This window comes from SAR86 cluster bacterium (assembly GCA_023703615.1).
In the GTDB taxonomy this organism is placed as follows: Bacteria; Pseudomonadota; Gammaproteobacteria; order Magnimaribacterales; family D2472; genus MED-G85.
Genome location: CP097971.1, coordinates 813433 through 825703, shown reverse-complemented (window position 1 = coordinate 825703; position 12271 = coordinate 813433). Strand labels below are relative to the sequence as shown.

Here is a 12271-nt window from a genome sequence, read left to right as displayed (position 1 = left end):
TAATTATAATTAAATACTTTGAACTAATCATCAATTGTTTATAAATTTATATAAATTTTGTTATTCAATATAAATCAAATATAATTATCAGACGCGTTTTGATATCAGCTTGCCAGCGTTTAACAAATTGGCTAAAGAGAGGAATTAGGGAGTTCCTTTTATTTGCTGTAAAAATATAAGGAAAAAAAATGAGTAAAACATACACAAATCCAGAAACAATTGGTCTTCATGCTGGGTGGAGAAAAGATGATAGTACTAATTCAGTTGCCGTACCAATTCATCAAACAACTAGTTTTCAATTTGATGATTGCGATCATGCTGCAAATCTTTTTGCTTTATCAGAGCTAGGAAATATATATTCAAGAATCATGAATCCAACGTGTGCTGTTTTAGAGGATAGGATTGCTGCTCTTGAGGGTGGTGTTGGAGCTTTGGCAGTTGCATCAGGACAAGCTGCGTCAGCTTATGCAATTCAAAATATTGCAAAAAATGGCGATAATATAGTTGCATCATCACATCTTTATGGGGGTACATATAATCAGTTTAAAAATGTAATGTCTGATATGGGTATCGATGTTCGATTTGTTGATCCTGCTGATCCACAAAATTTTGCAGATGCAACCGATGATAAAACAAGAGCTTATTATGGCGAAGTTTTGCCAAATCCAAGTTTTGAAGTTTTCCCGATGTCAGAAGTTGCTGAAATAGGAAGACCATTAGGCATTCCGCTGATTGTTGACAATACAGCTGCACCGGTCATTTGCAAACCTTTTGATCATGGTGCTGCAGTTCTGATTCACTCAACTACAAAGTTTATTGGTGGACATGGAACATCTATCGGAGGAATTATTGTTGATAGTGGTAATTTTGATTGGGAGGCTTTTCCAGAAAGACAACCAGCAATGAATACTCCAGATCCTTCATATGGAGGAGCTGTATGGACTGAAGCTGTAAAACCTTTAGGTCCAATTGCATATATTCTCAAAGCAAGAACTACTATTTTGCGTGATATGGGCGCTGCTATGAGTCCTTTTAATGCCTTCATGTTTATTCAAGGATTAGAAACTCTTGCATTAAGAATGAGAGAACATACTTCAAATGCAGAAAAAATTGCAACCTATTTATCAAATCATGATTCTGTAGAAAGAGTTATTTATCCATCTGTTATGGAAGGTTATGCTAAAGAAAGAGCTGAAAAATATTTAACTGGCGGTAATGGTGGCCTTATGGGATTTGAAATCAAAGGTGGAATAGAAGCAGGTAGAAAATTTATCAATGCCTTAGAGATGGTATATCACGTTGCTAACATTGGAGATTCACGAAGTTTAGCTATTCATCCTGGAAGCACCACACATAGCCAATTAAATGAAGAAGAGTTATTAGCAGCTGGTATAACTCCAGGTTTTGTTAGATTGTCGATTGGTTTAGAGCACGTTGATGATATTATTGCTGACTATGAACAGGCTTTAGCAAAAATTTAAAAATTTTGAGTCAGGAGCTAGTCACCTTTGTCATATTAGGTGGCGCAGAGAGATTAAAAGGTCTAAGTATTCCTCAACATGATAAGTTTGAGGAAATAGTCTCATCTAATTTTGAAAAATCAGAGTTAGAAAAACAATTAGACAATATAATTACTCAAGCTAAAGGACAATTAATTGTTCTTTTGCCTCCATCAGCGTTTCCAACTAAAGCCGCAAGAGATTTATTAAAAAAAATATCTTTAATTGATCAGTCAACTTGGGGTTGGTTTAATTTAAAAGATAAAAAAGATTTTTTTCAAGGACTTAAAAAAGTGTCAACAATTGTAAGAAGCATTCCAAATCTTGATCAAGGCATATATTTTAGTAAAAGATTATATTTTTCAATTGGCGGAATAGGACTTTTTAGTGGATCTCCTTTTAAAGAAATATCTAAAAGGCTATATGCGAGAATTGATCCCCAAAAACCATTACCAGCACTTATAATTAGGTCAAAAAATTCGGATTTATTTTAATGAATGATACATCTATCCTAGTAGCAGATAAAATAAGTTATAAAATTAATGAAATAAGATTATTTCATAACCTTACTTTTTCTCTAAAAGAGGGTAGCGCATTACATATTTGTGGTGAAAATGGATCGGGCAAATCCACACTAATTAGGATTATATTGGGGCTTACTCAACAAACAAAGGGAACAATAAAACACTGCACTAAAAATAAAATATCTTACCTTGGTCATAAAAATGCCTTAAAAAGCTATCTAACCCTTGAAGAAAACTTATTATTAATGGAGCTAAACAATATGAAAGGGCTAAAAAAATATGTCGAAATATTAGATTTAAAAAAATTTCTTGATGTTAGAGTTGCCAATCTTTCTTTTGGCCAGCAAAAAAAACTTGCTTTATTAAGAGTTTTTTTAAACAACTCCAATCTTTTAATTTTAGATGAACCATTCGTTGGTTTAGATAAAAGTACGCAAAATTTATTAAGTAGTTTTTTGAATAATGAACTCACTCAAAAAAAAGCTCTAATTTATACATCACATATCGAATGTGACTTGAATTCAGAAATATTAAATTTAAATAGTAACTAATGAAAATAATTTATATAGAATTCCTAAAATTAAAAACTAAGGCAAGAAGCTGGATGGGACCAATATTAGTGTTTTGGCTCATATTAATTGCATACCCATTAACAGTTGAGTTCTTAAAAGAAAAGTTAGTAATTGGTTTCTTTTCAGTTCTCTGGATAGCAATTTTGATCTCAATGATGTTTGCTGCTGAAGATATCTTTACTGAGGATTATAATGATGGAACTTTAGAACAAACTATGATTGTAAATTCCTCCTTCTCTTTGATTGTTGGTGTAAAAATTTTTATATATTGGTTATTTATAGGAATCCCAATTTCTTTGCTAAGCTTTATATTTTCACTTGGAACATCAGAAAATTTAATAATTAGTTTATTAGTATTGCCAATGTCGATGATTAGCTCTTATATATTTTTAAATATTTTTGTTTTAGGAAATGCATTAAGTTTAAACAAAGGAAGTGTTTTAGGAGCAATAGTAACAATGCCATTAGCTCTTCCTGTTTTGATTGTTTTAGGTAAAAGCGTATCAGCAATTCAATTGGAATTAAATTTCACTGGGTTTATTTTTTTATTGCTTGGAAGCTTATCAATTATAATAGTTATAGTACCGACTGTTATATCTTATATAATTAAAGCACACTTAGAATAGTTTTAAATACACTGCATTCATGTACAAAATTATTAAAAAATTCATACATCAATTTGCTTCACCAAAGTCTTATTTATTGAAAGTAGATAGGTACTACACAGCAATTTTCTATCTTTCTATATTTATATTTTCTTTATCTGTTTTTTGGGGACTATTTTTGACTCCAGAAGATTATATTCAAGGGAATTCTTTTAGAATAATTTATTTACATGTTCCGGCTTCATTTGTATCTCAATCGCTGTATGCGGTTATGGCAATTTCTGGAGTCTTCTACTTAATATGGAGAGTTAAGCTTGCTGCATATCTAATTGTTGCAATAGCACCAATTGGAGCAATGACAACATTTATTGCATTAATAACTGGAGCTATATGGGGGATACCCACATGGGGTACTTGGTGGCAATGGGATGCGAGAATAACATCTACTTTGATATTATTTATAATGTATTTAGGTTGCATTTCACTTCATAGTTCATTTACTAATTACGAAAGGGCAGATAAATTATTGTCATGGCTTGTAATAATTGGAGCAGTTAATCTGCCTATTATAAAAAAATCCGTAGACTGGTGGAGTACTTTGCATCAATCTGCATCAATTACACTGACTGAAAAGCCCAGTATTGATCCAGTAATGCTATATCCTTTAATTGGATCTATTATTGGCTTTGTCGGATTAGTAGTTTGCTTAGTTTTACTGTCTTCTAAAAATCAAATCTTGATTAGAGAAAAAACTAAGACATGGATTAGAGATTATGTTTAATTTTGCATTTAATTCTTTTGCTGAGGCCTTATATATGAATGGTCATGGTATTTATGTTTGGACTGTTCTCGCAATTGTAATTGCAAGCTTATTAATTTTTTTTATCAGTCTCAATATAAGAATTAAGAAAATTAAAAAAAAATTAAATGAACCCAATTAGAAAAAAAAGATTATTTAATGTGTTGCTCGTCCTTTTGTTCTCATTTGCAGGTATTTCGCTAATTCTTTATTCACTTAATTCAAATCTGGATTATTTTTTTACACCATCTGAACTAATGGACAAAGAAGTTCCTAGCGATAGAAGAATAAAGTTAGGAGGCATGGTTTTAGAGGGTTCGGTAGTTCGAGCTTCATCGGAAATTTTATTTACTGTAACAGACTATGAAAACTCAATAAATGTAACTTATAGAGGTATAGTACCAGACTTATTTAAAGAAAATAGCGGCGTTGTTGCTTTAGGATTTCTTGATAATCAAATGTTTTATGCGGAGGAGGTTTTAGCAAAACATGACGAAAACTATATGCCACCAAACCTAGAAATTAAAAAATGATAGTAGAGATCTCTCATTTCCTAACAATTTTGTCTGCTGGATTATTCTTGTTAACTGCATTATTTAGCTTTTCTTTTGATAATAAGAATATAAATGTAATAAACCTTACTTCAAAACTCTATAACCACTCCTTTTTATTGTTACTAAGTTCTTTTGGTATTTATATTTTCTTAGCAGCTAATGATTATTTCTCTGTTCTTTACATTGCACAACACTCTAATACTAATTTACCTCTCTTCTACAAAATTTCTTCTATATGGAGTGCTCATGAAGGTTCTATGTTTTTATGGATAGTTTTTTTGGCTTTGTGGGGATTTTTTTATAACATTAGTACTTCAGTCAAACAACAATTAAAAGCTTTATCAATAGGGGTTATAGCGCTCATCATAGTTGGGTTTTTATTTTTTTTATTATTTACCTCAAATCCTTTTGAGACAATTTTACCAATTGCTCCATCAAATGGTGCCGATATTAATCCAGTGCTTCAAGATCCTGCTTTAGCAATACATCCCCCAATTTTATATCTTGGTTATGTAGGATTTGTCATAGCTTTTGCTAATGCTATTGCTTTCTTAATAGAAGGAAACTCAACTATTAAATGGGAATCTTTTGTAAGAACTTGGTCTCTAGCAGCGTGGGCTTTTTTAACTGTAGGAATAACACTTGGGAGTTGGTGGGCTTATTATGAACTAGGTTGGGGTGGTTACTGGTTTTGGGATCCAGTTGAAAATGTTGCTTTGATTCCATGGCTTCTTGCAACCGCTTTTATTCATTCGGTTTACGTTTCTGCAAAATCATCAACTCTTAGAATTTGGACAGTACTATTATCAATATTAGTATTTTCTATGAGTCTATTTGGCGCATTTATAGTTAGATCTGGAATTATCGATAGTATACATTCATTTGCGAATGACCCTACAAGAGGAATGTACTTATTATTATTTACATCAATAATAATTTTATCGGCATTTTCTTTATTTATTTTAAGAGTAGATAAGTTAAAATCTGAAAAAAAAATAAAAACTTTTTCAAAAGAATCATTCGTCTCGATTAATAATATAATCTTCGCCACTTTGGCATTCACAACTATTTTGGGTGTTTTGTATCCCTTAATTTATGAATATCTATTTGATCAACAAATTAGTGTTGGAGCACCATTCTATAATGCGATTTTTATTCCAATTACGCTTATAGCAGGATTCTTTATGATTTACTCTATTAACTCAAAATGGAGCACATCAAATATTAAATCCAAGTTACTAAATGCAACAACTTTGTCTTTTGTTTTAAGCTTTTGTTTAATGGCTATTTTTATGGCATTAACAAAAATAACTAATATTTGGATCATTACATCCATTTTTACAGGAATGCTTATTTTTGTAAGATACCTCATCGTAATTTTTTTACTTATTAGTAAAAAGAAATACTCAAATCCTTTTAGCATTCTTGCCCATCTTGGTTTAGCCCTCTTAATAATATCTATTGCCTTGAATAATGAATTATCATCCGAAAGGGCAATTCTTTTAAAATTGAACGAATCTAGTTCTTTTGAAGATTATAAAATTAAATTTCAAAATATTGAGCTTGAAAATAATGATAACTTTGATTCAGTCAAAGGCACTTTTATTTTTGAAGACAGATATGGACAAGAGTTTACGCTTTTCCCGGAAAAAAGACGTTACTTTGCAAGAGGACAAATCACAACAGAGACTTCGATATTCCCAACAATACTTAAAGACATTTATATTACATTAGGAGATCAGCTGGAGGATGGAAATTGGGTTGTAAACATTCAGTTTAATTATTTTATAAGATGGATTTGGTTTTCGACATGTTTGATGGCTCTATCAGGAATTTTGCTTTTATATTCTCTTAACAAAAATAAGCGATCATTGTTATGAAGATATTGTTTAGATTAAGTATCTTACTTATACCTATGTCTTTAATTATCTTTTTATTTGTTTATTTAAAAGAAGATAAATTTTATCCTGGAGCAGATTTTAGAAATTTTAATACACCTGCTTTTGAGTTACCTCTTTTAGATAAAGTTAATACTGTTACTAATAAAGATTTAGGTGATGAATATATTCTTAATATTTGGGCAAGTTGGTGTATAACATGCTTAGTTGAACACCCATATTTAACACAACTTAAATCAAAAAAAATTCCAATAGTTGGCCTCAATTATAAAGATGAAAAAAATGAAGCAATTAATTGGCTTCAAAAATTTGGTAATCCTTACGAACTAATAATTTATGACTATAAAGGACAATTTGCATTAGATCTTGGTGTTACCGGAGCACCAGAAACATTTTTAATTCATAATGATAGAGTTTTAGTTCATTATCAAGGCGAAGTTAACGAAAAGGTATGGAAAGATGTGTTTAAGCCAATAATTGAAAAAGAAGGTCTATTTAATGATTAAAAAATATCTATTGCTAAATTTATTTTTCTTTACCTCTTTAATTTCTGGAACTCCACTCTATGAATTTGATAATTTAGAAGACGAAAAAAGATTTTATAAGTTAATTAAGGAAATAAGATGTCCAAAGTGCACCAGCGGATCTCTAGCTAGTTCAAATGCTCCTGTTTCTGAGGATTTAAAACTTAAAATTGTTGCAATGATTAAAGAAAATAAAACTGATAATGAAATAAAAGAATATGTAATTAAAAGATTTGGTCAGGGAGCAGTTTATAATCCAAATTTTGATAAAAAAACTTCTTTTTTATGGATATCACCTTTTATACTATTATTTCTTGCTTCGTTGACATTTATATTTAGAAAAAAATAAATGATCTACATATATATATTGTCGTTTTTTGCTTTAATTCCAATTTTTAGTTACGTTTTAAAACAAACCACACCAAATAAAGGTTATGTCATTGGTTTGTCTTTGTTGATGATTGCTTTATGTATTTATTCATTTGTTGGAAAAACATCCTTCTTGGGATCATTCAAAATGCATATTTTGAATAAAGAAATTTTGGAGCATATTTCATCAAATGTAATAATTCCTATTAAAAAACATGAAGAGTTATCTTCAGTAATTAAAAAAGAAGATCTTACAAAATGGTACTCAGAATATATCAATAAGGCATTAATTGAAGAAAATCTTATATCTGCAGAGGACTTAATTTCAAAAAGTGAAAGATATTTCATTACTAATGAAGAAAAATTTATTTTTTACTCTTTTTATAAGTCCTTAAGGGATAAAAGATTTCCTGAATATTCTCAATCAAAATTTGTTATTGAATTTGAGCCAATTGATAACTGTGACATTGGTAACTCTGAACTTAAAGCATTTATTACTAACGGTCCAGATTTGCCAATAGCTTTAATAGAATTTCCAACTCTACAAGAAATCACAATAACAAATGATTACTCATTAATTCCAGGTTTTGATATATCATCTGCTATATTAAATAATGAATCAATTGATCTAGAAATTAACGTTTCATGTAATGATTCAGTCGGTAAAATATCTTTTAATTCAACATTTCTCTTAAATAGTAGTAATCTTTTTAATTCATATAAAATTCAAGCAAATCAATGGTTAAAAAAGGAACAATAGTTTAATATATTAGGAAGAAATTAACTCTTCATAATGCAATTAAAACATATAAAACTAGCAGGTTTTAAAAGTTTCGTAGATCCAACGAAAATAGCATTTCCAACAAACTTAGTTGGTGTAGTTGGTCCTAATGGTTGCGGTAAATCTAATGTAATTGATGCGGTGAGATGGGTGTTAGGTGAACTTTCAGCCAAAAATTTAAGAGGAGATTCAATGGCTGATGTCATTTTTAATGGATCAGACCTGAGAAAGCCCTCAGGTCAATGCAGTATTGAATTATTATTTGATAATTCAAGTGGAAAAATTGGTGGTGAATACTCATCCTTTAATGAGATTTCAATTAAAAGAGTTATGACTCGAGATAGTCAGTCAAATTATTTTATTAATAGTACAAAATGCAGAAGAAAAGATGTTCAGGATCTTTTTTTAGGAACTGGGCTTGGCCCAAGTTCATATGCAATTATTGAACAGGGGATGGTAAGTAGTTTAGTTTCAGCAAAACCAGAAGATCTTAGAACACATATTGAAGAAGCAGCCGGAGTATCTAAATATAGAGAAAGAAGAAGAGAGACTGAAAGTAGGATCAAAAGAACTAAAGAAAATCTTTCGCGTGTAAAAGATATTAAAGATGAAATTTCAAGATTAATAAAAAGGCTTGAAAATCAGGCTAAAGCTGCTGAAAAATATAAAAAACTTAAAGAAGATGAAGCAAAGACAGAGCTAGATATTGCTATTGTTTTTTCATTAAAAGCAAAAAATAGCAAAGACCAACTTCAAAATAATCTAGATGCTCTAAATCGTGACTATAAAATAAAAGATTCAGAGGTTAAAACTAAACAATCTAAGATTGATGAATTTAGAACACAAAATGAGGCAGTTTTAAGCTCGTATGAAGAGTCTCAAAAAAATTATTATTCTATTGGAGCAGAGGTTGCAAGAAACGAACAAGATATTCACAACTTAAAAAATCAAAAAAAACAATTCAAAGAAGAACTTTCAAGAGTAGAAGATCTTCATAAAATAGCTATTGAGAAAGCAGAAGATTTTGAAAATTTGTCACCAAAAGAAAAAGCATTACGACTTTTAGATAGGATAATTAACACATTAAATGAAAATGGCTTTGTTAAAGATCGTGTTAAAGAAAATGCTTATGAATTAAAAGATTTATTAAAAAATATATTTCAAATAGCATCAGAGCAAACAAAAAGCATTTCAGCTGACTATATTGAAAGAAAGACTAAGCTTACAAAAGATATAAATGACATAGATAAATCAATTGAAACAAAAACTGAATTACTAAATGACCTTATTTTGAATAGTTCAATAGCTGAAGAAGCACTTAACAAAATAAGAAAAGAACAATCAGCTGTTGATAGCGAAGTAAAAAAATTAGAAAGTGAAAGATCTATCGCAGAGCTTGATTTAAGATCCATATCAGAAAAAATTACTAATTTAAGAGTAGAACTTAAATCACATGAAATACAATTAGATTCATCTAATAAAAAAATTAATCAAGCAGGTATAAATATAGATACAATTAATTTTGATAACTACGAGAATTTAGATGTTGAAGAATTACAAAAAAATATTGAGATTTTGCAAGAGAAAATCTTAAAGTTAGGGGCAATTAACTTAGCAGCACCAAATGAAATTGCAGAAGAACTCAAAAGAAAAGAAGAATTAGATTCCCAGTATGATGAATTAATAGACGCACTTGAAAAACTTTCAGCTGCTATTAAGAAAATTGATGAAGAAACAAAAACTAGATTTAAAAATAGTTTTGATGCAGTAAACGCAAGGATCAAAGAAGTCTTTCCAAAACTTTTTGGGGGTGGTTTTGCAGAACTTTCTCTGACTGAAAATGATACTCTTAACGCAGGAGTTGTTCTGATGGCCCGTCCTCCTGGAAAGAAAAATACTTCAATTTCGCAGTTATCTGGCGGTGAAAAAGCGTTAACAGCATTAGCACTTGTATTTTCAATATTTGAGTTGAATCCTGCTCCTTTTTGTATGCTTGATGAAGTCGATGCACCATTAGATGATTTAAATACGATGAGATTTATAAATATGGTTGAAGAAATGTCAAAAACTATCCAATTTATTTTTATAACTCATAACAAAGTATCAATGGAAAGAAGTGATCATCTTATGGGAGTCACAATGCAGGAAGCTGGTGTATCAAGAATGGTATCGGTTGATGTTAATCAAGCATTAGAATTTGCAGAAACGTAATGCAAAATAATTTTGAAATATATCTAATAGGTTTTTCAGTTTTAATTTTTTTAATTTTAACTTTTTTCTTCATTAGAAAAATATCAAATTCCAGCGAGCTTAAGATGAAAATAGAACCTGTTTCGGATTCATTTGATGAAGATGATTCAATAAATATAGATAATCAAAGTTCTTTTGACTTTAATGAAAAAGTTGATGAAGCCAAAGAGCTACAAAACAAAGAGCAAGAGCTAGCCATACTAAACCTAATTTCTGTAGATAAATCTGATTTTAATATTAATCAATTTTTTGGAATCATGAATAACCTAAATACAAAAAGTAAGAACGGCTATTTTTCATATTTAGATATAAATAACAAAGAAATATTTAAAATAGTTAATGCTATTAATCCCGGAACTTTTGATGAAAATACTTCAACCTTCGCCATTTTAGTTGTTGCTGATCTTGCAAGTGTAAGCAATCCTACTAATGCATTCCAAGAAATGATTAATTTTGCATATATGTTTTCAGAAAAGTTTCATTCAAGTATTTGTGATGCAGAGAGGATGCCAATAACAAAACAAATGATTTCTCATATGGAATCAAGAGCTCAAGAAATTATGCGTTTAAGCCAACTTAATAACTTTAAAGAAGTATCAAATTAGGATGACAGACCCATCAAAGATAATTATAGAACTCGAAAGTAATAATAGTAGACTATTTAAAGAAAGCGTAATTGAAAAAAATTTACACAATGAGGAATTTCAAGAGGGTTTATCTATGTGTTTAGATCCACTAATTACATTCGGTGTAAAACAAGTTCCTGAATCTAAGGAAAAGACCAATCACTTATCATGGAAGGAGTTTAAAGAGAAGATCAATCTTCTTGTTGATAGAGAAAAAACTGGTCATGCTGCAAGAGATTTAATTATAGAATTAATGAAAAGATCATCAGGTGATCAATGGAATAATTGGTATCGAAGAATTCTTATTAAGGATTTAAGATGTGGTGTGAGTCAAAAAACAGTTAATAATGTAGCAAAAAGAATGAATCTTGATTTTAGTATTCCAGTTTTTTCATGCATGTTAGCTCATGATGGCGCAAAGCATCCTAAAAAAATTATTGGCGAATGTTTAGTAGAATATAAATATGATGGAGTAAGAGTTATCGCAATTGTAAAAAAAGGAAATGCTACTTTATATAGCAGAAATGGAAAAATTTTTTCAAATTTTCCCCATATCGAAGAAGCTTTAAGTTCTTCAAAATATAATAATTTTGTTTTTGATGGAGAAGTAATGAGTAATGATTTTCAAGAGCTAATGAAGCAAGTCCATAGAAAGTCTGGTGCAAATACAAAAGATGCATACTTAGCTTTATTTGATATCTTGCCTCTCAATGAATTTAACAATGGTGTAAGCAAATTGAATTCAATTGAACGAAAAGAGGTCCTTAGAAAACTAGATAATAATTTTAAAGATTCTATAAAATTAGTTGATTATGAAGTAATAGATTTCGATAATCCAAAAGGACAAGCAAAGTTTGCCAAGATGAATAAAGAAGCACTTGAAATGGGCTATGAAGGACTAATGATAAAGCCTAAAAATGATCTTTACGAATGCAAAAGGAGCCATGCATGGTTAAAAATAAAACCATTTATTGAAGTAACATTAAAAGTAACAAGTATTCAAGAGGGTACAGGTAAGCATGAGGGCAAGTTAGGCGCATTCACTGTTGAAGGAACAGATGATGGAAAGTTTTTTTCTTTAAGTGTTGGAAGTGGATTAACTGATGAAGATAGAGAAAAATTTTGGTTAGCTAAAGATAAATTAGTCGGTAGACTTATAGAAATAAGAGCAGATGCAATTACTCAAAGCTTAGATAGTGAAACCTATAGTTTAAGGTTCCCAAGGTTTAAAAATTTTAGAGGATTTGAGATAGATGAAAAATTATAAAAA

Annotated in this window: 14 protein-coding genes; all 14 read left to right on the top strand. The window is 29.9% G+C overall.

What is annotated here, in order from left to right:
- Window positions 1-188: 188 nt before the first annotated feature.
- Genes M9C80_04290 through M9C80_04225 form a run of 14 tightly spaced genes read left to right on the top strand, consistent with a single transcriptional unit; the run spans window position 189 to window position 12268 of the window.
- Complete coding sequence (locus M9C80_04290) at window positions 189-1481, top strand: PLP-dependent transferase (protein ID URQ69162.1); 1293 nt, start codon at window positions 189-191, stop codon at window positions 1479-1481.
- Window positions 1482-1486: 5 nt separating this feature from the next.
- On the top strand, window positions 1487-1993 hold the full coding sequence (locus M9C80_04285; protein ID URQ69161.1) for a hypothetical protein: 507 nt from the start codon (window positions 1487-1489) through the stop codon (window positions 1991-1993).
- Window positions 1993-2574 carry a heme ABC exporter ATP-binding protein CcmA gene (ccmA, locus tag M9C80_04280; GenBank protein URQ69160.1) on the top strand — a complete coding sequence of 194 codons (582 nt, stop codon included), beginning with the start codon at window positions 1993-1995 and terminating at the stop codon, window positions 2572-2574. Before M9C80_04285 ends, ccmA begins: the two co-directional genes overlap by 1 nt.
- Window positions 2574-3221: a heme exporter protein CcmB gene (locus tag M9C80_04275; protein URQ69159.1), complete on the top strand. Its 648-nt coding sequence runs from the start codon at window positions 2574-2576 to the stop codon at window positions 3219-3221. The genes ccmA and M9C80_04275 overlap by 1 nt, the downstream gene beginning before the upstream one ends.
- Before the next feature lie 19 nt (window positions 3222-3240).
- The gene (gene ccmC, locus M9C80_04270; protein ID URQ69158.1) at window positions 3241-3981 is read left to right on the top strand and encodes a heme ABC transporter permease CcmC; all 741 of its coding nucleotides are present in this window, start codon (window positions 3241-3243) and stop codon (window positions 3979-3981) included.
- Entirely contained in the window at window positions 3974-4141 is a 168-nt protein-coding gene (locus M9C80_04265; protein URQ69157.1) for a hypothetical protein, read from the top strand. Before ccmC ends, M9C80_04265 begins: the two co-directional genes overlap by 8 nt.
- A complete protein-coding gene (gene ccmE / locus M9C80_04260) occupies window positions 4128-4532 on the top strand; it encodes a cytochrome c maturation protein CcmE (GenBank protein URQ69156.1) in 405 nt (134 codons plus the stop codon). The genes M9C80_04265 and ccmE overlap by 14 nt, the downstream gene beginning before the upstream one ends.
- Window positions 4529-6433, top strand: a complete 1905-nt coding sequence (locus tag M9C80_04255; GenBank protein ID URQ69155.1) for a heme lyase CcmF/NrfE family subunit — start codon at window positions 4529-4531, stop codon at window positions 6431-6433. Before ccmE ends, M9C80_04255 begins: the two co-directional genes overlap by 4 nt.
- Entirely contained in the window at window positions 6430-6957 is a 528-nt protein-coding gene (locus tag M9C80_04250; GenBank protein ID URQ69154.1) for a DsbE family thiol:disulfide interchange protein, read from the top strand. Before M9C80_04255 ends, M9C80_04250 begins: the two co-directional genes overlap by 4 nt.
- Window positions 6950-7324 (top strand): cytochrome c-type biogenesis protein CcmH, encoded by a 375-nt coding sequence (locus M9C80_04245; protein URQ69153.1) that lies wholly within the window; start codon window positions 6950-6952, stop codon window positions 7322-7324. The genes M9C80_04250 and M9C80_04245 overlap by 8 nt, the downstream gene beginning before the upstream one ends.
- Window positions 7325-8104, top strand: coding sequence for a hypothetical protein (locus M9C80_04240; protein URQ69152.1), 780 nt, complete (start codon window positions 7325-7327; stop codon window positions 8102-8104).
- Between the two features lie 33 nt (window positions 8105-8137).
- Entirely contained in the window at window positions 8138-10336 is a 2199-nt protein-coding gene (locus tag M9C80_04235; GenBank protein URQ69151.1) for an AAA family ATPase, read from the top strand.
- Window positions 10336-10980, top strand: a complete 645-nt coding sequence (locus tag M9C80_04230) for a cell division protein ZipA (protein URQ69150.1) — start codon at window positions 10336-10338, stop codon at window positions 10978-10980. The genes M9C80_04235 and M9C80_04230 overlap by 1 nt, the downstream gene beginning before the upstream one ends.
- 1 nt (window position 10981) lies before the next feature.
- A complete protein-coding gene (locus tag M9C80_04225; protein URQ69149.1) occupies window positions 10982-12268 on the top strand; it encodes an ATP-dependent DNA ligase in 1287 nt (428 codons plus the stop codon).
- Window positions 12269-12271 lie beyond the last annotated feature (3 nt).

Bases quoted from the DNA above. Each gene is read 5' to 3' on its own strand.
- M9C80_04290 (URQ69162.1), top strand. From the start codon at position 189: ATGAGTAAAACATACACAAATCCAGAAACAATTGGTCTTCATGCTGGG.
- ccmA (URQ69160.1), top strand. From the start codon at position 1,993: ATGAATGATACATCTATCCTAGTAGCAGATAAAATAAGTTATAAAATT.
- M9C80_04275 (URQ69159.1), top strand. From the start codon at position 2,574: ATGAAAATAATTTATATAGAATTCCTAAAATTAAAAACTAAGGCAAGA.
- ccmC (URQ69158.1), top strand. From the start codon at position 3,241: ATGTACAAAATTATTAAAAAATTCATACATCAATTTGCTTCACCAAAG.
- M9C80_04265 (URQ69157.1), top strand. From the start codon at position 3,974: ATGTTTAATTTTGCATTTAATTCTTTTGCTGAGGCCTTATATATGAAT.
- ccmE (URQ69156.1), top strand. From the start codon at position 4,128: ATGAACCCAATTAGAAAAAAAAGATTATTTAATGTGTTGCTCGTCCTT.
- M9C80_04255 (URQ69155.1), top strand. From the start codon at position 4,529: ATGATAGTAGAGATCTCTCATTTCCTAACAATTTTGTCTGCTGGATTA.
- M9C80_04250 (URQ69154.1), top strand. From the start codon at position 6,430: ATGAAGATATTGTTTAGATTAAGTATCTTACTTATACCTATGTCTTTA.
- M9C80_04245 (URQ69153.1), top strand. From the start codon at position 6,950: ATGATTAAAAAATATCTATTGCTAAATTTATTTTTCTTTACCTCTTTA.
- M9C80_04240 (URQ69152.1), top strand. From the start codon at position 7,325: ATGATCTACATATATATATTGTCGTTTTTTGCTTTAATTCCAATTTTT.
- M9C80_04235 (URQ69151.1), top strand. From the start codon at position 8,138: ATGCAATTAAAACATATAAAACTAGCAGGTTTTAAAAGTTTCGTAGAT.
- M9C80_04230 (URQ69150.1), top strand. From the start codon at position 10,336: ATGCAAAATAATTTTGAAATATATCTAATAGGTTTTTCAGTTTTAATT.
- M9C80_04225 (URQ69149.1), top strand. From the start codon at position 10,982: ATGACAGACCCATCAAAGATAATTATAGAACTCGAAAGTAATAATAGT.